General features: G+C 72.9%; 18 protein-coding genes and 1 tRNA gene. 14 read left to right on the top strand and 5 right to left on the bottom strand.

Going from position 1 to position 21,068, the window contains the following annotated elements; genetic code table 11:
• Window positions 1-33 precede the first annotated feature (33 nt).
• The 3 genes from MNZ27_RS08200 to MNZ27_RS08190 all read left to right on the top strand — a co-directional run bounded on the left by MNZ27_RS08200 (window position 34) and on the right by MNZ27_RS08190 (window position 1,774).
• A complete protein-coding gene (locus MNZ27_RS08200) occupies window positions 34-318 on the top strand; it encodes a hypothetical protein (protein WP_242393557.1) in 285 nt (94 codons plus the stop codon).
• Between the two features lie 50 nt (window positions 319-368).
• Entirely contained in the window at window positions 369-797 is a 429-nt protein-coding gene (locus MNZ27_RS08195) for an RrF2 family transcriptional regulator (RefSeq protein WP_242393556.1), read from the top strand.
• A gap of 122 nt (window positions 798-919) precedes the next feature.
• Entirely contained in the window at window positions 920-1,774 is an 855-nt protein-coding gene (locus tag MNZ27_RS08190; RefSeq protein ID WP_242393555.1) for an SDR family oxidoreductase, read from the top strand.
• A 97-nt stretch (window positions 1,775-1,871) separates the two neighbouring features.
• Here the strand turns inward: MNZ27_RS08190 and MNZ27_RS08185 are convergent, their stop codons facing one another.
• Window positions 1,872-4,220 carry a multicopper oxidase domain-containing protein gene (locus MNZ27_RS08185; protein ID WP_242393554.1) on the bottom strand — a complete coding sequence of 783 codons (2,349 nt, stop codon included), beginning with the start codon at window positions 4,218-4,220 and terminating at the stop codon, window positions 1,872-1,874.
• A gap of 488 nt (window positions 4,221-4,708) precedes the next feature.
• Here MNZ27_RS08185 and MNZ27_RS08180 point away from each other — a divergent pair, with 488 nt between their 5' ends.
• The gene (locus tag MNZ27_RS08180) at window positions 4,709-4,975 is read left to right on the top strand and encodes a hypothetical protein (protein ID WP_242393553.1); all 267 of its coding nucleotides are present in this window, start codon (window positions 4,709-4,711) and stop codon (window positions 4,973-4,975) included.
• 85 nt (window positions 4,976-5,060) lie between these two features.
• Window positions 5,061-6,638 carry a multiheme c-type cytochrome gene (locus tag MNZ27_RS08175; protein ID WP_242393552.1) on the top strand — a complete coding sequence of 526 codons (1,578 nt, stop codon included), beginning with the start codon at window positions 5,061-5,063 and terminating at the stop codon, window positions 6,636-6,638.
• Window positions 6,639-6,662: 24 nt separating this feature from the next.
• Here MNZ27_RS08175 and arsN2 read toward each other — a convergent pair whose 3' ends face one another.
• On the bottom strand, window positions 6,663-7,103 hold the full coding sequence (arsN2, locus tag MNZ27_RS08170; RefSeq protein ID WP_242393551.1) for an arsenic resistance N-acetyltransferase ArsN2: 441 nt from the start codon (window positions 7,101-7,103) through the stop codon (window positions 6,663-6,665).
• A gap of 334 nt (window positions 7,104-7,437) precedes the next feature.
• On the opposite strand from arsN2, the gene MNZ27_RS08165 reads away from it, so the two are divergent.
• Window positions 7,438-8,376: an NADP-dependent oxidoreductase gene (locus tag MNZ27_RS08165; protein ID WP_242393550.1), complete on the top strand. Its 939-nt coding sequence runs from the start codon at window positions 7,438-7,440 to the stop codon at window positions 8,374-8,376.
• A gap of 83 nt (window positions 8,377-8,459) precedes the next feature.
• On the opposite strand, the gene MNZ27_RS08160 is transcribed toward MNZ27_RS08165, so the two are convergent.
• A tRNA-Thr gene (locus tag MNZ27_RS08160) sits at window positions 8,460-8,532 on the bottom strand.
• Window positions 8,533-8,644: 112 nt separating this feature from the next.
• Between MNZ27_RS08160 and MNZ27_RS08155 the strand changes: the two genes are divergently transcribed.
• On the top strand, window positions 8,645-8,959 hold the full coding sequence (locus MNZ27_RS08155) for a translation initiation factor IF-2 (RefSeq protein WP_242393549.1): 315 nt from the start codon (window positions 8,645-8,647) through the stop codon (window positions 8,957-8,959).
• Between the two features lie 252 nt (window positions 8,960-9,211).
• Here MNZ27_RS08155 and MNZ27_RS08150 read toward each other — a convergent pair whose 3' ends face one another.
• Both MNZ27_RS08150 and MNZ27_RS08145 read right to left on the bottom strand, forming a co-directional pair.
• A complete protein-coding gene (locus MNZ27_RS08150; protein ID WP_242393548.1) occupies window positions 9,212-11,992 on the bottom strand; it encodes a BamA/TamA family outer membrane protein in 2,781 nt (926 codons plus the stop codon).
• A gap of 126 nt (window positions 11,993-12,118) precedes the next feature.
• Window positions 12,119-13,057: an alpha/beta fold hydrolase gene (locus tag MNZ27_RS08145; RefSeq protein ID WP_242393547.1), complete on the bottom strand. Its 939-nt coding sequence runs from the start codon at window positions 13,055-13,057 to the stop codon at window positions 12,119-12,121.
• 112 nt (window positions 13,058-13,169) lie between these two features.
• Between MNZ27_RS08145 and MNZ27_RS08140 the strand changes: the two genes are divergently transcribed.
• From MNZ27_RS08140 to greA, 7 genes are all read left to right on the top strand, one after another.
• Window positions 13,170-14,174: a cation diffusion facilitator family transporter gene (locus tag MNZ27_RS08140; RefSeq protein ID WP_242393546.1), complete on the top strand. Its 1,005-nt coding sequence runs from the start codon at window positions 13,170-13,172 to the stop codon at window positions 14,172-14,174.
• A gap of 118 nt (window positions 14,175-14,292) precedes the next feature.
• Window positions 14,293-15,396 carry a hypothetical protein gene (locus MNZ27_RS08135; RefSeq protein ID WP_242393545.1) on the top strand — a complete coding sequence of 368 codons (1,104 nt, stop codon included), beginning with the start codon at window positions 14,293-14,295 and terminating at the stop codon, window positions 15,394-15,396.
• Window positions 15,393-15,932 carry an RsmD family RNA methyltransferase gene (locus tag MNZ27_RS08130; protein ID WP_242393544.1) on the top strand — a complete coding sequence of 180 codons (540 nt, stop codon included), beginning with the start codon at window positions 15,393-15,395 and terminating at the stop codon, window positions 15,930-15,932. Before MNZ27_RS08135 ends, MNZ27_RS08130 begins: the two co-directional genes overlap by 4 nt.
• A gap of 19 nt (window positions 15,933-15,951) precedes the next feature.
• Window positions 15,952-16,455: a pantetheine-phosphate adenylyltransferase gene (coaD, locus tag MNZ27_RS08125; RefSeq protein WP_242393543.1), complete on the top strand. Its 504-nt coding sequence runs from the start codon at window positions 15,952-15,954 to the stop codon at window positions 16,453-16,455.
• Between the two features lie 191 nt (window positions 16,456-16,646).
• Complete coding sequence (locus MNZ27_RS08120; protein ID WP_242393542.1) at window positions 16,647-17,084, top strand: Crp/Fnr family transcriptional regulator; 438 nt, start codon at window positions 16,647-16,649, stop codon at window positions 17,082-17,084.
• 107 nt (window positions 17,085-17,191) lie between these two features.
• On the top strand, window positions 17,192-20,449 hold the full coding sequence (carB, locus tag MNZ27_RS08115; protein ID WP_242393541.1) for a carbamoyl-phosphate synthase large subunit: 3,258 nt from the start codon (window positions 17,192-17,194) through the stop codon (window positions 20,447-20,449).
• A 96-nt stretch (window positions 20,450-20,545) separates the two neighbouring features.
• The gene (gene greA / locus MNZ27_RS08110; protein ID WP_242393540.1) at window positions 20,546-21,049 is read left to right on the top strand and encodes a transcription elongation factor GreA; all 504 of its coding nucleotides are present in this window, start codon (window positions 20,546-20,548) and stop codon (window positions 21,047-21,049) included.
• Window positions 21,050-21,068: the final 19 nt, after the last annotated feature.

Genomic DNA, 21,068 nt, shown 5'->3' with positions numbered 1-21,068 from the left:
CAATCTCGCGAATTCTCGGAAGGTGGAGAACCCTTGAACAACGGCAGCAAGAAGCTGAACCCGCACCACGATTTCCCTCTTCGACGCATCGTTCGCAGGGAGATGCAGAACGGCCACCCGGCCGTGGTGATGGCCTGCGGGCACACGGTCCTCGGTCGGCCCGAGTCGCGGTACTCCCGCTTCTTCCCGTGCTCGCGCTGCTACGAGGTCGTCGTCCGCTTCCGCGCGGAGCAGGCGACCGCGAAGGCGGCGACCGGGCCGTGGCCGGCCGCGCCGAGGGGCGTGAGCTTCCCCCAGCGCGTGCGCTCGGCGGGCTAGACGGAAACGCTTGACGGTCCGGTGACCCGTAACTAGTACAGTTGCGAGTCATGAGGCCGAGCAGCCGCTTCACGGTCGCGATCCACGTCCTCACGCTGCTCGCCTACGGCGCGGGCGGCGAGCCGATGACGTCCGAGTACATCGCGGGGAGCGTGAACACGAACCCGGTGGTGATCCGGCGCCTGCTCGCGCTGCTCAGGAGGGCGAAGCTGGTCCGCTCCCAGGGGGGGCCGGGGGGAGGGTGGCGGCTCGTGCCGGCCGCGCGCGACATCACGCTCCGGCAGGTGTTCCGGGCGGTGGAGAGCGGCGACCTCTTCCCGCTGCACGGCAGCGCCCCCAACCCGCGCTGTCCCGTCGGCCGCACCATCCGCGCGGCGCTGAGCGGTCACTACGAACAGGCGCGGCGCGCGCTCGAGCGCGACCTCGAGCGGACCACGATCGACGACCTGCTCCAGGAGGTGAGGGCGGTCGCGCGCTGAGCGGCCGGGAGACGGACGAGCCTCCATTTTTTTTGCGGCAATTCGTAGCTATAGCGGTTACGGAAGCACCAACCACGCAGCATCACACCACGCAGCACCAGCACATCGGAGGAGAAGGACTCATGATCGTCGTCACCGGAGCCACGGGTCACCTCGGCCACCTCGTCGTCGAGGGGCTCCTCGAGAAGGTCCCCGCCCGCGAGATCGCGGCCGTCGCGCGGAACCCCGACAAGGCGAGGGACCTCGCCGCGCGGGGCGTCGAGGTCCGCCAGGCGGACTACTCGAAGCCGGAGACGCTCGGGCGCGCGCTGGCAGGGGGCGAGAAGGTGCTGCTCATCTCGTCGAGCGAGGTCGGGAAGCGGGCGGCCCAGCACGCGGCGGTGATCGACGCCGCGAAGCGCGCGGGGGTCCGTCTCCTCGCGTACACGAGCCTGCTGCGCGCCCAGACCTCGAGGATGGCGCTCGCCGAGGAGCACAAGGCGACCGAGGCGGCGATCCGCGCGTCGGGGCTGCCGCACGTCTTCCTCAGGAACGGCTGGTACCTGGAGAACTACACGGAGAACCTCGCGCCCGCGCTCCAGCACGGGGCGATCGTGGGAAGCGCCGGGACGGGGCGCGTCGCCGCCGCCGCCCGCGCCGACTACGCCGCAGCGGCCGTGGCGGTGCTCACCGGCGCCGGGCAGCCGAAGGAGATCTACGAGCTCGCGGGGGACGTTCCCTTCACGATGGCCGAGCTCGCCGCGGAGGTGTCGCGCCAGGCCGGCAAGCCCGTCCGTTACCAGGACCTCCCGCCCGCCCAGTACGAGGCGGTGCTCACCGGCGCCGGCCTGCCGGGGCCGTTCGCGAAGATCCTCGCGGACTCGGACGTCTGGGCGGCGCAGGGCGATCTCGACGACTCGACCGGCGAGCTGCGGCGCCTGATCGGGCGGCCCACCACGACCCTCGCCGCCGCCGTGGCCGCGGCGCTCCGGCGCTGACGGGCACCGCGCGAGCCGGGGCCTCGTCCGCAGGCCACCGGCTCGCGCGGGGGCGCTCACGTCACGAGCGCCGCGGCAGTGCGAGCGGGTGCCGCCGTCAGTAGTGCACGCCCTTCACGTAGCTGCGCGTCGCGCCCGGCAGCGGCACGATGACGTCGGGCCGCATCATCTCGTTGTCCTCGTGATCGATGATGTGGCAGTGCCAGACGTAGCCGTGGCTGTCGTTCACGCTGCCCGTCGGGCTGTCGTTGGGCGAGAACGGATAGCCCTCCTGGCTGCCTGCGGGGGTCTCCTGCGGCGCGAAGCGGACGACGATCCGGTTCACCATGCCCGGATACGTGATGAAGGTGTCCTTCCACCCGATCTCGTCCGGGTCGGGAGGACGGATCGGCCCGAGGAGGAACGGCGTGACGTCCGGGTTGCCGCCGAGCTTCCAGCCGGAGGCGGCCGAGGGCGAGTAGTCGAGCGGCGGCCCGAAGCCGGGGCACCACACGCCGGTCCCGCAGGTGGCGCCGCTGACGCCCGGGAACGCGGCCGCGTAGGCGGCGCCGAACGCCTTCGCCTTGAACCTCTGGCGGTTCAGGATCTGGAACGTGGCGAGGTGGGTGTGGATCGGGTGGGCGTCCATCGTGGTGTTCACGATCTCCCAGACCTCCGTCGTGCCCTCCGCCGGCGTCTCGGAGACGAACTCGGTCACCCCGCCGACGGTGACCTCCTCGAAGTCGGGGCGGTCCTTCCCCGCCCAGAGGCTGTTGTTCACGAGGATCTCGACCGGGCCTCCAGGGTACGCGGTCGGGACGCCGGTGACCGGATCGACCGCCGTCTGCGGCGGGAGCAGCACCTCATTGAGCGTGAGCTCCCGCGTCTTCGCGACGACGACGCCCGGTGCGACCTCGCCGGTGGCCGGGTCGGTGAGGCGGACGATGGGCTGCGGACGGAGCGCGATCCCGGAGCTCGGGTCGTAGCTCGTGTCCGTGACGGGGCCCGCGCTCACGCGGAACTGCATGAGCTGACCGGTGGTCGCGCCGTTGGGGGGATGTCCGCCCGGGTACGGAGCCTTCGCGATGTTCCTGAGGACGAGCGTCTGGTTCGCCACGCTCGTGAAGTCGATGATGACCTCGTAACGCTCACCGGGCTGGATGACGAGGTGCGGCTCGATCGGGTAGCCCGCGTTCGGATCGACGATCGAGGGCACGTCGAGGAAGCCGCCGTCGTTCCCGATGACCCACATCGGGGGGCCCATCTGCTCGGTCACCGGGTTCGCGAGGAACATCTCGTAGGTGCGAGCGTTCGAGCCGTTCAAGAAGAGGAAGCGGTAGCGACGCGGCTCGACGGCGAGGTACGGCCACGCCTTGCCGTTCACGACGATGGTGTCGCCCAGGAACTCGGGGATCCAGTAGGGGTGCTGCGGGTTCGGCGGCGGGCCGTTGGGGCCTCCCGGGAAGCCGCTGGGGAAGTAGAGCTGACCGTTCATGTCGAACATCCGATCCTGGAGGACGAGCGGGATCACGTCTCCGACCGGGAGCATCCCGATCCGCTGGAAGCGGTCCTCCTGGGCCGGGTCCAGCAGGTAGTACCCACCCGCGATCCCCGCGTACACGTTGAGCCGCGTCGCGCCGAGCGTGTGATCGTGGAACCAGAGCGGCGCCGCGCCCTGGGTGTTCGGATAGCTGTAGACCGCCTGGTTCCCTGCCGCCTCCACGTTCGGGTTCGTGTAGTAGTCGTGGCCCTGCACGAGCCCGTCGCTCGTGAACCAGGCGTCCGGGCCGCCGTCGAGCACCGGCGGGACCTCTCCGCCGTGGAGGTGTGGCACCGCGGGGATGCCCGCGGCGCCGAAGCCGCCTCTCCCCGTCTCCGGGTCGAACCACTCGCCGAAGTTGAGCGAGCAGGCGGAGTGATACGGTGGAATGCCCGCCCCGGCCTGAGGGGGATCACCGCTCATCATGTGGCACTCGTTCAGCTCTCCGCCGAGCGGGTCGGCCCAGTGCACGGTCTGATCGGTGCCGAACTTGTACGCGAGGAGGTTCGTCCGATCGACGGTGGGGAGGGCGTTCGTGTACTGGATGGTCGTCGGCGTGCCGCGGACGTTCACGAGGACGGGCCCGAGGTACGTGTCCCGCTCGGTGTCGGGGCAGGTCGTGCCGGCGACGTATCCCCAGACCCAGGTGTACCCCTGATACTGGCTGCCCGGCGGTGGCACGAACGTCGAGGGGAGGATCCGGGCCTTGAACTCGCACATCCTGAGCTGCAGCGGGGCCGCGAACGAGGTGCCGGTGGCGTCGATCGTCGCGAGGGTCCCCCCGGGCTGAACGCTCGGCCGTGGCAGGGGATCGACGAAGCGCGGGATGGAGCTCCCGGGGATCGGGACCTGTGGAGACGGCGCGGCCTGGGCGGTGCTCGCCAGGGCCGCGGACAGCGACACCAAGAGCCACCGAACGGATTTCACTTCTCCTCCTCCCGCCTTGGGATCGACGGCACCCGCGGCGGCGATCGGCCAAAGGGCCGGTCGGCGGCGAGCACCACGGAAAATGCTTCCGGCGCTCGGATCGAGGCCGGGGACTCGTTGGGTCGCTCGCTGGACCGTCGCTTCGGCCCTCGCCGGTCCGTCTCGCGAAATCCGCGTGGCCGGACGCGGTGATGCCGGGCGAAGTGCTGCGAACGATCCAGATCCGCAGAGATCGATCGCGCGCCCTCGATCTTCGGGGGTGGCCCGAACGCTTACTGATCGCGATCAATCAATCGAGATTGACAGGTGGCCGAGGCCTCTTCACCGAGGGCTCGGTACCGAGACACCCAAATCCGGTTGCGCGCGGGCCACGCGGATCGCGCAAGTGTCCGGTCTGGAAGGGATCACCCCTCTGGCAGGCCCATTGCTTGGCGTTCCAGTCATCGCGGCGACGCGGTGGTTCACGCACCGTCGCCGGAGGAGCGCGCATGGACGCCTTCGAGGCGCTGTCGATGATGGACGAGGACCGGGTGGAGCGGACGCTCCAGGCCTTCCTGGCGTTCGCCGGCGAGCTTCGTCGCCGGGCGCCGGCCCGGACGCGGACGCGGCGCGCTCGCAGCGGCGCGTCCTCGCCGGTCACGTCCGTCCGGGCGACGTTGCCCCGGGGGACGCCGCGAGTGAGGCCGGCGCGCCGCGCATCGGTCGGCTCGCGGTCGCCGGTCGCCGCGCCACGCAACAGCCGCGCCTTCGTCTGACCGACGGTCCGTGATCACCGGTGGGCCGAATTCGCGAAGCGATCCCCTCCCAGCCCGCAGCCCTCATCGCCTTCGGAGTCCCCGCATGCACGCACGTCACGTCGCGCTCCTCGCAGCCCTGTGCCTCGCCCCGGTCGCCTTCGCCGCGACCCGGGGCGGGACGCGCAAGGCGTCCGCCGCCACCTCCTCGGCGTCCGCGCCGGCCCGCTCCCGAGGGTGCGTGGACTGCCACTCCAGCACGAACCCCGGCATCGTCGAGCAGTGGCACGACAGCGGGCACGCCCGGAAGGGCGTCGGCTGCCTCGACTGCCATCAGGCGTCGAAGGGCGACGCGGACGCGTTCGAGCACGGAGGCGAGCTCGTCGCGACGGTGGTCACGCCGCGCGACTGCGGCCGCTGCCATCGGCAGGAGGCGGAGGAGTTCGGCCGGAGCCACCACGCCAAGGCGGGGAACATCCTCGCCTCGCTGGACAACGGCCTCGCGGAGACGGTGGAGGGCGCGCGGCTGCCGTTCGCTCCGCACGGCACGGCGGCCGGGCGCGGCATGGACCCGCAGGTGAACGGGATGGCCAGCGCGCAGGCCGGCTGCCAGCAGTGCCACGGCAACAAGACGGCGCTCAAGGCGAAGTCGGGCGCCCCGATCACGGTGGACGACCTGAAGCCCGGCCCCGACGGGAGGCCCACCCAGCCGGGCGTCCTGGATCGGATCCTGCGCGATGGGGAGGGGAAGCCCGTGTTCGTGGAGGCCACCTGGCCGAACGCCGGCATCGGCCGGATCAACCTGGATGGCTCCCTCGGCTCCTGCTCGGCCTGCCACAGCCGGCACGACTTCTCCCGGCGGCGCGCCCGGCAGCCCGAGAACTGCGGCACCTGCCACCTCGGCCCCGACCACCCGCAGAAGGAGATCTACGAAGAGTCCAAGCACGGCATCGCCTACCGCGACGCGCGCGACCGGATGAACCTCGACGGGAAGAGCTGGGTGCTCGGGAAGGACTACTCCGCCGCCCCCACCTGCGCGACGTGCCACATGTCCGCCAACGTGAACGGCGGGAAGGTGACGCACGATCCGGGCGAGCGGCTCTCCTGGACGAACCGCCCGCCGGTCTCCCAGCCGATGGACACCGACGCGGAGCACCGGGTCGTCACCGAGACCGACCCGGCGAAGCGGAAGGCGGCGGTGGTGGACACCGCGCTCCAGAAGCGCGAGCGGATGAAGGAGGTGTGCACGACGTGCCACGCGTCCTCGACGGTGGACGCGGCCTACAAGCAGTACGACGACCTCGTCGTGCTCTACGACGAGAAGTTCGCCAAGCCGGGGCAGGCGCTCATGAAGGCGCTCTACGACCAGGGGCTCCTCACCAAGGCGCCGTTCGACGAGCAGATCGAGTGGGACTGGTTCGAGCTCCACCATCACCAGGGCCGGCGCGCGCGCCATGGCGCCGCGATGATGGCGCCCGACTACGCGCACTGGCACGGGATGTACGAGGTCGCCCAGACCTTCTACGAGAAGGTGGTCCCGGAGGCGCGTGAGATCGTCGCCCACGCCGCCGCCCGGGGCCAGGTCGCGCAGGCCAAGGCCGTGCAGGCGGTGCTCGACGAGATCCTCGCGCGCCCCGAGCACGCCTGGTACCTGCAGGAGCGGGCGAAGGAGGAGCGGAAGTAGCCCCGGCCGCGCTCGCGCGGACGCTCACGGCGCGAGTCGCTTCACCATGCAGACCGCCGACGCGGGGCAGAGGGAGCGGAACTCCAGGCTCGACGCCACCGCGGCCGGGACCGCGGCGCGCGCGATCCGCGAGAACCCGAAGCGGCTGAAGAGCCCCTCGGCGGTGTTCGTGAGGAGGTAGAGCGCCGCGACGCCGCCGCGCCGCGCCTCCGCGAGCGCCTCCGCGTAAAGGCCCTTGCCGAAGCCCGCCCCCCGGCGCGACGGGGCTACGACGAGCGAGCGCAGCAGCGCGTCGTCGCCGTAGCGCTCGAGCCCGATGCACCCGACGACATTGGCGCCCTCGCGGGCGACGATGAAGTGCTGGTGGGAGAGGCCGAGGTCCTCGACGGGGAGGTGCGCCTCCGCGAGCAGGGCGCGGATGGCGGCGAGGTCTGCGGCGGTCGCCGGCGCGTAGCTGAACGTCATGGCGGTCCTCCGCTGTCCGGCCGTGGGGCGCGGGACGATCCGCTCGCGAGGTCTATCAGAACGAAGCCGCGTTTGGCTGTCCGCGAGCCCGTCCACCTTCTTCCGCCGGGCGAAGGACCGGAAGCCATCGGTGGAAACGGCCAAGCCATCGCTCGTCGCGGGAAGATCGTCCCGTTCGAGGCGGCCCGGCCGGCTCTTCCGTCGTGGCGAACTGCCGCTCCTGCCCGGACCCGTCACCGGGTTCGCCGTCCGGGCGATGACGGCCCTCGGGCGGCCTCACCGTGATTACCGTCACCTCGGCACCGGGGCCGCAGCTGCCGCGGAGGGGGGCGCGATGAAGGCGATCCGTATCCACGAGTTCGGCGGCCCGGACCAGGTCCGGATCGACGACGTCCCGCTGCCCCGGGTGACCGCGGGCAAGGTCCTGGTCCACGTCCACGCCGCGGCGGTGAACCCGGTCGACTGGATGATCCGCGAGCACATCTACAACCCCGCGGGCGCGGATCGCGTGCCGCTCACGCTCGGACAGGACTTCTCGGGGGTCGTCGCGAAGATCGGAGCGAGGTCCGGGACCTCCTTCCACGAAGGCGACGAGGTCTTCGGCGAAACCTGGGGCAGCTTCGCCGAGTACGCGCGCGTCCCCGCGTCGGATCTCGTCCACAAGCCGAAGAACCTCGACTTCGTCACCGCCGCGTCGATCCCCATGCCGTCACTGACCGCGTGGCAGGCCGTCGTGGACACCGCAGGCGCGCGGCCCGGGATGAGGTTCCTCGTCCACGGCGCGAGCGGCGGCGTCGGAGCGTTCGCGGTCCAGTTCGCGAAGCTGAAGGGGGCGGAGGTGTTCGCCACCGCGAGCGCGCCGAGCTTCGAGTACCTGCGCGGCCTCGGCGTCTCCCGGATCGTCGATTACCAGCACGAGCGGTTCGAGCAGGAGGTGCACGACATGGACGTCGTGCTCGACCCGCTCGGCGGCGACGTCCAGGCTCGCTCGTGGTCGATCCTGAAACCCGGGGGCATGCTCATCAACCTCGTCGGCGAGATCGACGACGACGCGGCCCGGCAAGCCGGCGTCCGCGGCGTGATGTTCGGGATGAGGTACGACACCGAGGACCTGCGCGAGATCGCGGCGCTCGTCGAGCGCGGCGCCGTGAAGCCTCACGTCACGCAGGTGCTCCCCCTCGAGCGGGCGCGCGAGGCGCTGGACCTCAACCAGCAGGGGAGGTCGCACGGCAAGATCGTGCTTGAGGTTGCGTGGGGCGAGGCGGGGGCCTGAAGCCGTCGCGCAGCGGAACGAGAAACGGGCTCCTGGTCGGGAGCCCGTCTGTCTTGAATCGCTCGATGTTTCGGGGAGTTGAGAGCCGACACCCAGACTTGAACTGGGGACCTACTGATTACGAATCAGTTGCTCTACCATCTGAGCTATGTCGGCGGGTGCTGCAGAAGCGCGCGTTTTCTAGCATCGGTCGGGGCAGCCCGCAAGCACGTACGCACGGGGCTGGAGGGCGGTCGCCGCCGCAGTGCGGCGAGCCTAGCTTCCCTACATGGCGAAGCACCGGTCCGGATCTTCGAAGGACGCGATGTCGATGCAGGTGGCGGACCTCCGGCGCGGGGCCCCGGGGGGGAAGCGGTTCGTCGGCGAGACGGCGGCGCAGAGCCAGCAAGCGCGCCGGAACCAGCGGGAGAAGGTCGAGCGCATGGCCGAGATCTCTGCGGCAGAGCGCCGCGCCACCGAGATCGAGGTGCCGGTCTCGGCGATCCTGGCCGAGCTGGTGCAGGACGCCCTGCGGCTCGCCCGCACGCTGGTGCTCGCGCCTTTCCGCATCGCCCAGGCGATCCGCCGGCCGCGCGAGGCGTAGGTCGTCTGCGCGCGCAGCGGCTGCCGGGCCGAGCTCCGTCTGCCTGCGCGGGGCAGACTCCTCCTGCGCTGCTCGCCCTTCGACTCCGGCGCGCTTCCCGCTCCGGAGCCTGCCCTGAGCGGAGCTGCCGCAAGCAGCGGAGTCGAAGGGCTCAGGGCGAACGGAGCTTTCGAACGGCCTCCGCTGCTCGCTCGTAAGCCCCCGCTCGGCTAGCCCTAGGCATCGTGTGCCTCGCCAAGCGGGCGGCGCTCATCAGAACGCCGGCCCGACCGTCAGGTACACCGTCAGCGGATCGACGCCGGCCTCCCGGGACTCACCACGGAACACCCGCCCGAACGCATGGGCGAGGCCGAGGTGGACGTCCGCGGGCAGCCAGTAGCCGAGGACGACCTCGGCGCGCAGCTCGGCGCCGGCGCCGAGCCGGAGCTCCTGCCACGAGAACCCGTGCCCGGCGAAGGGCAGCTCTCCGGGGAGATCGAAGGCGTCGCCCAGGTCCGCGAACGCCGCCCCGTGCAGCCGCCGCAGGAACAGCGGCCAGGTCGAGTGGCCCCACCCCGGGGAGGCGATGGGGAAGCGGAGCTCGAGGCTCGCGGCGTCGAAGCCGGTCCCGAGGAGCCAGCCGTACGGGTACCCGCGGAGCTGGTCGGTGGGCGCGGCGACGGTGCCGAGGAGGAGGGAGAGCGGGTCGGCGGTGGTCGCGCCGCCGAGCTTGTACGGCGCCCGCCCGCCGATGGAGCCGTGCGCGACCCCGCCGCCGAGCCGGGCTGCGATCACGGCGTGCTCGGTGCCGGGGACGCGGAGGTACCCGGCGTAGGCGCCCCGCGCTCGCGCGAGCTGGAAGTCGCTCCCGATCTCCGGCCCGGCGGCGCCGAAGGCGAGGGCGACCGTGCGCCCCTCCTCCGGCGAGATGGACCGCGCGAACCGCCGCGCGTCGGAGTAGCCGACCCGCAGCGAGAGCTCGGCGAGGAACCCGTCGCCCCACCCGAGGCCGTCGCTGGTCGTCGCGCGCCGGCGCTCGCCCATGACGTCGTAGCGCGTCCCGTCCCACCCGAGGCGCAGGCTGAGCCCGGAGGTGAGGCGCGAGAAGGTGAACGTCGCGCCCGCGCCGAAGCTCGTGTCCGTCTGGAGGCCGCGCGTCCCGCCCGGCGCGGTGTCCACCCAGCGTGACGAGGAGAGGTCGAGCCGGGGCCACGACCAGCCGCCCAGGTACGCCGCCGAGTACCCGGGCTCGCGCCCGATCGCGCTCCACCACGCCTGGAGGGCGTAGGCATGGCGGCCGAGCACGTCGCTCCCGCCGGTCACCGCGCCGAAGGTGGACCCGGCCCCGTCGGCGCCCCAGATCGGGAACCACCACCGCGGCGTGAGGGTGGCCCACGGAGAGTACGGGCGGGAGGGGAGGGGCGCGGGCGCGGCCGCGGCAGGGAGGGCGACGGGCGGCGGGGCCGGCTCGGGCTCGAGCCAGGTCTCCGGATCGAAGGGGATGGTCGCGAGGTCGAACCCGGCGCGCGAGTAGGTGAGGAAGGCGATGGTCTTGCCGTCGGGCGAGACGGCGGGCTGGAACGCGCCGGACTCGACGTTCGTGACCTGACGGATCGCGCCGGTGGCCGCCTCCCACGCGTAGAGGTCGTAGATGCCCCCGCGGTCGGAGGAGAAGAGCACGAACCGGCCGTCGGGCGTCCAGGCCGGGCTCGCGTCGAGGGCGTCGTCGTCGGTGATCCGCGTGACCTTCCCGTCCTCCCAGAGCGCGAGGTCGCGGTGGCCGTCCTCCTGGAGGACGAACGCCACGCGGCGGCCGTCGGGCGAGGGGGCGGGGGCGAAGAGCTGGGCGCCGGGGCGCGAGACGAGCAGCTCCTCGGGGCCACCGGCGAGCGGGCGCCGGACGAGGCGCAGCCCCCCGCCGTCCTCGCGCCGGACGTAGACCACCGCCGCGCCGTCGGGCGTGAGGGCCGGCTCGGTGGCCCGGGCGCCGTCGGTGAGGCGGCGGCGCCCGCCGGTCTCGAGGTCCACGAGCCAGAGGTCGTCGTACAGGCGGTGCTCCCGCCAGACCTCCGTGATCGCCACCACCGCCTCGCGTGGCGAGCGGAGCGCCAGCGCGCCGTTCGCGTCGATCGTCGCGGCCCGCCCCAGGTCGCGGCCGTCGGGGGTGATCCGGAAGACGCCCGGGCGGCGGTCGAGGGTGCGCCGGTAGTACGCGATGAAGGCGCCGTCCGGGGACCAGCGCGGCGTCGTCGCCTCGCCGCCGTGGGCGGTGAGCCGCCGCGGCCGGGTCACCGGCCGCCCCCGCACGCGAACGAGCTGAGCGGCGAAGCGCGCCTCCTCGGACGCGCGGTAGTCCGCCCAGAGCGCGAGGAAGTCCTTCCCGAACCAGCGCTCCGCGACCCAGCCCGGCGCGTACGGCCAGAGCTGCGACCCCTGATCGCGGAGGTAGCCGGCCAGCGCGGCGCGGCCGTACCGCGCCTCGAGGAACGCCATGAACCGGCCGCCGAGGAGGTACGGCACGCTGCCGCTCGGCCACTCGACCATCGGGCTCGAGACCGCGTCGAGGGCGGGGAAGCCGGGCGGCTCGGTGGCGAGGGCGCGCGCGTACATGTCGAAGAGCGCGCTCCGGTTCCGGCCGGCGCCGGGCGGCTCCCCGTCGCCTTCATGCAGCACCGCCATGCCCTCGACCATCCACCCGGGGACGAGCCCGTTCGGGAAGAGGAGCCGCCCGAAGAGCCGGTTCGCGAGCCCGGGGATCCCGCCCACCTCGCCGAGGTGGAGGACGTGGACGTACTCGTGGAACACCAGCGCCGGCACCCAGTCCCGGTACGCGTTCAGCTCCGACAGCTCGGTCGGCGGGACCGCGTAGAGCCGGATCGTGTCGTAGGGGAGGGGCGTCGCCGAGCCGTTCGCCTGGTCGGTGTCGTCGGAGAGGACCACCTCGGTCCGGTCGCGCGGCGCGTGGCCGAGCGCCGGGACGAGCAGGTCGTGGGCGCGCTCGGCGGCGCGGACCACCTCCTGCGCGAGCGCCTCCTCGCCCTGGTGGTAGTGCACGCGGAAGTGGTCGCTCTCGATGGTGCGGAAGCGGTAGCGGGGATCGTAGAGCTGGCCGCGCGCGGGCGCGGGGACGGCGGCGAGGGCCGCGAGCGCCGCGGCGAGGGCGAAGGCGGAGCGCAGGGATCACCTCGAGGTGCGGCGGGTCCGGCGGCGGCGCGCGGCGGCGGGCCGGGGCGGACGGCGGGCCGCGCGGCGGGCCGGGACACGGCCGGCGAGGAACGCGAGCACGTGCTCCGCGACCAGGTCAGGCGCCTCGAGCGGCGCGACGTGGGTGCCGCCCGGGACGACGAGCAGCTCGCTGCCGGGGATCGCCTCGTGCATCCGCCGCGAGAGGCGGACCGGCGTGAAGGAGTCGTGCTCGCCGGCGACGACCAGGGTCGGGACGTCCACCTCGGGGAGGTGGTCGGTCGTGTCGTGGACGCCGGCCGAGGCGAGCAGGCGGACGAAGAGGGTGGGATCCACCCGGGCGAGGTCCCGGAAGTACCGCTCGAGATCGACGCGCTCGACGCGGGACCGGTCCACCTCGAAGGCGAGGGCGTACTCGACGGCGAGGTCGGTCGAGACCACGGTGCGGAACGCGGTCCGGGCCAGGTCGGGCCAGCGCTCGACGAGCGCCCGCGCGAACGGGAACGCGAGCCGGAGCACCGGGGAGTCGTGGAACGTGTCGATGGGCCGCCCGGGCGCGCCGCAGACGAGGACGAGGCCCCGGACCCGCCGCGGGGCCCGCCGGTGCGTCTCGAGCGCGACCTGCACGCCCATCGAGTGCCCGGCGAGGACCGCCGCCTCCTCGCCGGCGTCGTCGAGCACCGCGAGGAGGTCGTCCACGCACTCCTCGAGCCCGACGCGCCCGGGATCGCGGGGCGACTCGCTCTCGCCGTGGCCGCGCCACTGCACGTGAAGGACGCGGTGCTCGCGGGCCAGGGCGGGCTCGAGGTGGCGCCACACGTACCCGGCGCACCCGATCCCGTCGAGGAGGACGACGGTCGGGTTGCCCGCGCCGAGACGGGTCCAGTGGATCCGCGTCCCGTCGGGCGCGCGCGTGTAGTGGTCGGTGGGCTTCATCGAGGTCCTCGGCCCGCGCGGGCTCCGTCCGGACGGGCGCCGCGCGCGCCGCCCGCGATGTCGGTCGCGCGCTGCATGGCGTAGACTATCCCGAGACGGAGGCTCGAGCGGAATGTCGCACGGCCACTCCCACCTGGAGGACGCGCCCGGGCGCGCCCACGCCCACCCGGGCGGCGACGGCGCCACGCCGCTCCACCAGCACGTGCACGATCACGCGACCGCCCACGCCCTCGGCGCGCACGGCGGCGGGGCGAGCCTGCGCCGGCTCGGCGCCTCCATGGTCGTCACCGGGACCGTCATGCTCGCCGAGGCGGTGGGCGGCTGGCTGTCCGGGTCTCTCGCCCTGGTCTCCGACGCGGGTCACATGCTCACCGACGCGGGCGCGCTCGGGCTCGCCCTGTTCGCCTCCTGGCTCGCCGCCCGCCCGGCCGACGACAAGCGGACCTTCGGCTTCCGTCGCGCGGAGGTGCTCGGGGCGCAGATCAACGTCGGCGCGCTCCTCCTGCTCTCGATCTGGATCGCCTGGGAGGCGGTGGAGCGGCTCCGGACGCCGCACGCGCCCATCAAGCTCGGGCTCATGGCGGTGATCGCCGCCATCGGCCTCGTGGCGAACCTGGCGATCCTGGGGTTCCTGCACGGCGAGCACTCGCTCAACGCGCGCTCCGCGTTCCTGCACGTCCTCGCCGACACGTTCTCGTCGGTCGCGATCCTGCTCGGCGCGGGCGCGATGGCGCTCCGCCCCGGCATCGAGTGGCTCGACCCGCTGCTCTCGGTCGTGATCGCGTGCCTCATCCTCTGGGGCGCCGTGCGGATGATCCTCGAGATCACGGACATCCTCATGGAGAGCGTCCCCCGCCACCTCGACGTGGCGGCGGTCTGCAAGGAGATGGAGTGCTGCCCCGGCGTGGTCGCCGTCCACGATCTCCACATCTGGACGATCTCGAGCAACCTCCACGCCCTCTCGGCGCACCTCGTCGTCCGCCTCGACTCGATGGGGCGCAACGACGAGATCCTGAACGCGGTGAAGCTCGAGCTGCGGCGCCGCTTCGGGATCGACCACACCACGCTGCAGATCGAGTCGGCCGAGTACGCGCACGTGAACGACTACCAGCACTGAAGGCGCGACCCGCTCGCGCCGAGCGTCGCCGCCGCGGCGCGATGCGAGCGGGGGGCGCCACGAGACCGCGCCCTCATGCCCGCCGCGCGCGGCGCGCCCCGTGCTATATCCGCCCGTGATGCTCTCGCGGATCCTCGCGTTCCGGCCGGCGAGCGTCGTCGAGCGGCTCGCGCCGCGGAGCGACGCGTGCCCGATCTCGCTCCGCGACCTGCTCGGCCCCGCGGCCGCCCTCCGCCTCGTCCTCCCGGTCGTGGGGGGGCCCCCCGCCGGCGGGGGGCGCGCGGCGGGGGGCCGGGCCCACGGGCCCGCCCCCCGCCGCGCCCGCGCGGTCGGGCGCGCCCCCTGCGCGGGGGGGGCCCCCGCGGCGCTCGTCGCGGCCAAGGAGCACCGCTCCGCGATCGGCCTCGCGCTGCCGCACGGCGCGCTCCCGGAGCCCTGGTTCGAGGCGGTGACGCGCGCGGCGGACGAGGTCGCGGCCGGCCTTCCGATCTTCCTCTCCGCCGACGTGGTCGTGGAGGGGGAGGGCGCGGCCGAGGTCGAGCGCGCGTCGCACGAGGCGTGGCGGCTGGTGGACGCGGGGATGACGCACCTCGCCGTGGACGCGGGCGCGGTGGCGCCGGCGGAGCGGGGGCGCGTGCTCGCCGAGGTGGCCGCCGGCCCGGTGGAGCGCGGGCTCGGCCTCGAGTGCGTGCTGCCGCTCGAGGAGGGGCCGGACGGCGCGGCCCGCGCGGGAGCGCTCGTCGAGGAGCTGACCCGGCGGGGCGCGCCGCCGGACGTCGTGAGCGTCCGCTGTCCGGAGCCGTCGAGCGCCGGCGAGGCGCGGCTGCAGGCGGCGGCGCTCGCCCGCGTCTGCGCGGCGGCGGCGGGGGTGCCGGTGATGCGCCGGGGACCGGTGACGCCCGCGCTGCTCGAGCTCCTGCGCGGCTCGCCGGTGAAGGCGTGCGACGACGGCGGGCGGGCGGCGGCGAACGCGCTGAGCCTCATCCCGTGGGCGCTGATCTCCTCCGGCGCCGGCCCGGCCGGCGCGGGTCCCGAGGACCATGAAACGACGACGCGCGCGAGCCGGCTCGAGCGGGCCGCGGCCGAGCTGTCGGACGGCGCCGCGGAGCGGCTCGAGGCGCGGGCGTACGTCGAGGTGAGCGGGTTCCTCGAGGCGCTCGGCGCGCCGGGGAGCGCGGTCCGCATGGCGCGGGCGCTCGAGCGCCAGCTCGAGGCGCGATGACGCGGATCATCGCCGGCACCGCGCGCGGGCGGCGGCTCGCGGCGCCCCGCGGGATGCGGACGCGGCCCACCAGCGAGAAGGTGCGCGGGGCGGTGTTCAACCTGCTCGGGCAGTTCTTCGAGGGCGGCGACGTCCTCGACCTCTACGCCGGGACCGGCGCGCTCGCCCTCGAGGCGCTCTCCCGCGGCTGCGACCGGGCCGTCTGCGTCGAGGCCGACCGCGTCGCGGCCGAGACGATCGCGCGGAACGCCGCGGCGCTCGGCTTCGGCGACCGGCTGGAGGTGCTCCGGGGGCGCGTCCCGGAGGCGCTCGCCCGCCTGCCGCGCGGGCGGTTCCTCCTCGCCTTCGCCGACCCGCCCTACGCCGAAGGGCCGGACGCCGCCCTCGCCGCGCTGGAGCCGCTCCTCGCGCGCGGCGGCCGCGCGGTCGCCGAGCACGACGCCCGCCGCCCCCCGCCCGACCGCTCCGGCGGGCTGGTGCTGGTGGATCGGCGCGCCTACGGCGGGACGGGAATCTCGATCTACCGGCGCGACTGAGCCATACTCCGCGCCCGACATGGCCCGCACCGCCATCTACCCCGGCTCGTTCGACCCGCTCACCAACGGGCACCTCGCGATCATCCAGCGCGGGCTCAAGCTCTTCGACCGGCTCGTGGTCGCGGTCGCCAACAACCCCCAGAAGTCGCCGCTCTTCACCGCGGACGAGCGCAGGGCGCTCATCCGCGAGGTGGTCGGCGAGGACCCGCGCGTGGAGGTGGACTCGTTCGACGGGCTCCTCGTGGACTACGCGCGCCGGCGCGGCATCCCCACCGTGCTGCGCGGGCTCCGGGCGGTGTCGGACTTCGAGTACGAGTTCCAGCTCGCCAACATGAACAACCGCCTCCTGCCCGATTTCGAGTCGGTGTTCGTGATGACGGGCGAGGACTACTTCTTCGTCTCGGCGCGGCTGGTCCGGGAGGTGGCGACCTTCGGCGGCGACGTCAGCGCGTTCGTGCCGCCCGCCGTCATCGTCGCGCTGCAGCGGAAGCTCGGGCGCGCGCCGGCCGCACCTCGCGGCTGAGCCGCCGCGGAGCTCCGCGGCCGAGAAACTTCTCTCGGTCGGGGCCGCGCGGCGAACTTCTCTCGGTCGGGGCCGCGAAACTTCTCTCGGTCGAGGCCGCCGGCGGCGCCGGGTCGGATCGCGGACGTTCTCCGCGTCCGCGCCCGGGAAATCGCTCCCGGGCCGGCGAGCCTGTGCTAGCTTGCCCGCCCATGGCCAGCGCGCCCCGGGAGGTCCTGGGAGACCTCGCGACCACCGCCTTCGTCGAGTCGAGCCTGCTCTTCCGGTCGCTCGACCCCGAGGCGCGGCACGACCTGCTCCAGCTCGCGCAGCAGGCGACCTGGGCCGCGGGCGAGGCGATCTCCGGCGAGGGGGACGAGGGCTTCTACCTCGTCCTCGACGGCCGCGCGGTCGCGACCGCCGGCGGGGTCGAGGTCGCCCAGCTCGAGCGCGGCGCGTTCTTCGGGGAGGGGCGGGTCCTCGGCACGGGCCGGAGCGCCGCCCTCGTCGCGGGGACGGACGTCTCGGCGGTGATCTTCCCGGCGCCGGTGGTGGCCGCCCTGGGCGCGCGGTTCCCGAAGGTCCGCAAGCTCCTCGAGGCGGTGCACGCCGCCCGCGAGAAGGACGCCTCGGGGCAGCGCGTTCCCTGAGCCCCCGGTCCCCGGCCGGGCGGCCGCGTCGCCGTCGCTTCGTGGGCGGATTTTCTCCATGATGCGGGTTACATGGGCGCACGCCCGTGTGCTAGTTTCCCCGCCCCATGCCGCGTCGTACCGACATCAAGAAGATCATGATCGTGGGCTCCGGGCCCATCGTCATCGGGCAGGCCTGCGAGTTCGACTATTCGGGCACGCAGGCATGCAAGGCCTTGAAGGAGGAGGGGTACGAGATCGTCCTCCTCAACTCCAACCCGGCCACCATCATGACCGACCCCGGGCTGGCCGACCGGACCTACGTCGAGCCCATCACCCCGGAGTTCGCGGAGCAGATCCTCGCCCGCGAGAAGCCGGACGTCCTGCTCCCGACCCTCGGCGGCCAGACGGCGCTGAACCTCGCGGTCGCCCTCTCGAAGAACGGCGCGCTGAAGCGGCACGGCGTGGAGCTCATCGGCGCGCAGCTCGAGGCCATCGAGAAGGCCGAGGACCGGCTCCTCTTCAAGGAGGCGATGGAGCGGATCCACGTGGAGCTGCCCAAGTCCGGGTACGCCAGGAGCTGGGAGGAGGCGCGGGCCATCGCCCGCGACATCGGCTTCCCGATCATCATCCGCCCGAGCTTCACCATGGGCGGCGAGGGGGGCGGCGTCGCCTACAACCTCGCGGAGTTCGAGCCGCTCGCGCGGCGCGCGCTGTCGCTCTCCCCCACCCACACGATCCTCTGCGAGGAGTCGATCATCGGGTGGAAGGAGTACGAGCTCGAGGTGATGCGCGACAAGCGGGACAACGTCGTCGTCATCTGCTCGATCGAGAACTTCGACCCGATGGGCGTCCACACCGGCGACTCCATCACCGTCGCCCCGGCGCAGACGCTCACCGACAAGGAGTACCAGCGGATGCGCGACGTGGGCATCCGCATCATCCGCGAGATCGGCGTCGAGACCGGCGGGTCGAACATCCAGTTCGGCGTCCACCCGACCACCGGCCGGATGGTGGTCATCGAGATGAACCCGCGCGTGTCGCGCTCCTCCGCGCTCGCCTCCAAGGCGACCGGGTTCCCCATCGCGAAGATCGCCGCGAAGCTCGCGGTGGGCTACACGCTCGACGAGCTCAAGAACGACATCACCCGCGTCACGCCGGCGTCGTTCGAGCCGACCATCGACTACGTCGTCACGAAGGTCCCGCGCTTCGCCTTCGAGAAGTTCAAGGGCGCGGACGACACCCTCACCACGCAGATGAAGTCCGTCGGCGAGGTGATGGCCATCGGCCGGACCTTCCAGGAGAGCCTCCAGAAGGCGATCCGCGGGCTGGAGACCGACCGCGCCGGCCTCGAGTCGCCGCTCGGGAAGCGGCCGGGCGACGCCTACTCGCCGGACGAGCTCGAGAAGGTGAAGGCCGGCGCCCGCGAGCCGCGCGCGCAGCGGCTCTTCTGGCTCGCCGAGGGCTTCCGCGCGGGGCTCTCCGTCGAGGACCTGTACGCGCTCACCTACGTGGACCGCTGGTTCCTCCGCGAGATCGAGGAGCTCGTGGCGGTGGAGCGGGAGCTCGCGCGCGGCGTGCCGCAGGGCGCCGCGGCGATGCGCGCCGTGAAGCGGCGGGGCTTCTCCGACAAGCGGATCGCCCAGCTCGCCGGGACGACCGAGAAGGCCGTGCGCGAGGTCCGTCACGCCGCCGGCGTCCGCCCCGTGTTCAAGCGGGTGGACACCTGCGCCGCCGAGTTCGAGGCGTTCACGCCCTACCTCTACTCGACGTACGAAGAGGAGTGCGAGGCGGCGCCCACCGACCGGCCCAAGGTGATGATCCTCGGCGGCGGGCCGAACCGGATCGGGCAGGGCATCGAGTTCGACTACTGCTGCGTCCACGCGTCCTTCGCGCTCCAGGCGGCCGGGTTCGAGACCATCATGGTCAACTGCAACCCGGAGACGGTCTCGACCGACTACGACACCTCGGATCGCCTCTACTTCGAGCCGCTCACGCTCGAGGACGTGCTCGAGATCGTCCACGTCGAGAAGCCGAAGGGGCTCATCGTGCAGTACGGCGGCCAGACGCCGCTCAAGCTCGCGGTGCCGCTCAGCGAGGCGGGCGTGCCGATCTTCGGCACCACCCCGGACGCGATCGACCGGGCCGAGGATCGCGAGCGGTTCTCCGCGCTCATCGAGAAGCTCCAGCTCCGCCAGCCGAAGAACGGCGTGGCCCGCAGCGCCGAGGAGGCGTTCGCGGTCGCCCACCGCATCGGCTACCCCACGATGGTCCGGCCCTCGTACGTGCTCGGCGGCCGGGCGATGGAGGTCGTCTTCGACGACAACGACCTCCGCACCTACCTGCGCGAGGCGGTCCAGGCGTCCAACGATCGGCCGGTCCTCATCGACCGCTTCCTCCGCGACGCCGCCGAGGTGGACGTGGACGTGGTCTCCGACGGCAAGGACGTGGTCGTCGGCGGCGTGATGGAGCACATCGAGGAGGCCGGCATCCACTCCGGCGACTCGGCGTGCGCGCTCCCGCCGTACAGCCTCCAGCCGGAGGTGGTCGCCGAGATCGAGCGCCAGTCCGTCGAGCTGGCGAAGGAGCTCGGCGTCATCGGCCTGATGAACGTCCAGTTCGCCATCCAGGGGAAGGACATCTACATCCTCGAGGTGAACCCGCGCGCCAGCCGCACGGTCCCCTTCGTCGGCAAGGCGACGGGGCTCCCGCTCGCGAAGGCGGGCGCGCTCTGCATGGTGGGCAAGTCGCTCGCCGAGGCGGGCGCGCTCGGGGTGGGGCGCCCGCGCCACGTCTCCGTGAAGGAGGCGGTGTTCCCGTTCGCGCGCTTCCGCGGGGTGGACACCGTGCTCGGCCCGGAGATGAAGTCCACCGGCGAGGTGATGGGCGTCGCGGACGACTTCTACCACGCGTTCTTCAAGGCCCAGGCGGCGGCGGGCAACACGCTGCCGGCGACGGGCGAGGGGAAGCGCGCCTTCGTCTCGGTGAAGGACGCCGACAAGGAGGGGGTGGTGGACATCGCCCGCCGCCTGGTCGCCCTCGGGTTCGAGGTGCTCTCCACCGCGGGTACGAGCGCCTACCTCGGCGAGCGGGGGATCGCCACCACGCTCGTGAAGAAGGTGGTGGAGGGGCGGCCCTCCATCGTGGACCGCATCATCGACGGCGACGTCCACTTCGTGGTGAACACCACCGCCGGGAAGAAGGAGATCGCCGACAGCTTCGCGATCCGGCGCGAGACGCTCATGAAGGGGCTGCCGTACTTCACGACGCTCACCGGGGCCCGCGCCGCGGTGGGGGCGATCGAGGTCGCCCAGGGCGGAAAGCCGACCGTCCGTTCGCTCCAAGAGTACCACGCCGGGAGCTCGGCCGGCCGTCCTGGACGTTGACAGGGGCCCCGGCCCGGCCTATTCGAAGACGGAGAGGAAGCGGCCGCCCGGGCTTCTCGGGTCGGCCGCCCTTCGTTTTTTTTGAGAGGTGAAGAGATGTCCGATCGCGTTCCGATGACCAAGGGCGGTCTCCTCCGACTGAAGGAGGAGCTCAAGCGCCTCAAGTCCATCGAGCGTCCCAAGATCGTGAAGGAGATCTCCGAGGCGCTCGCGCACGGGGACCTCTCCGAGAACGCCGAGTACCACGCCGCGAAGGAGAAGCAGTCGCACGTCGAGGGGCGGATCCAGCAGGTCGAGCACTGGATCGCCAGCGCGGAGGTGATCGACGTCGCCCGGCTCGCGGGCGACCGCGTGGTCTTCGGCGCGACGGTGACCCTCGAGGACGGGGAGTCCGGCGACCAGGTGAGGTATCGGATCGTGGGCGAGATCGAGGCCGACCTGAAGCAGGGCAAGATCTCGGTCACGAGCCCGATCGCCCGCGCGCTCATCGGGCGCAGCGAGGGCGACGAGGTGACCGTCCGGACGCCCGGCGGCCCGAAGGAGTACGAGATCCAGGCGGTCGAGTTCGTCGAGGAGGAGCTCTCGGTCGAGTCCGAGTAGACGTCGGACCCGGCGGATA

Source organism: Anaeromyxobacter oryzisoli, assembly GCF_022690765.1.
Taxonomy (GTDB): domain Bacteria; phylum Myxococcota; class Myxococcia; order Myxococcales; family Anaeromyxobacteraceae; genus Anaeromyxobacter; species Anaeromyxobacter oryzisoli.
This window is presented reverse-complemented; position numbering and strand designations above follow the sequence as displayed.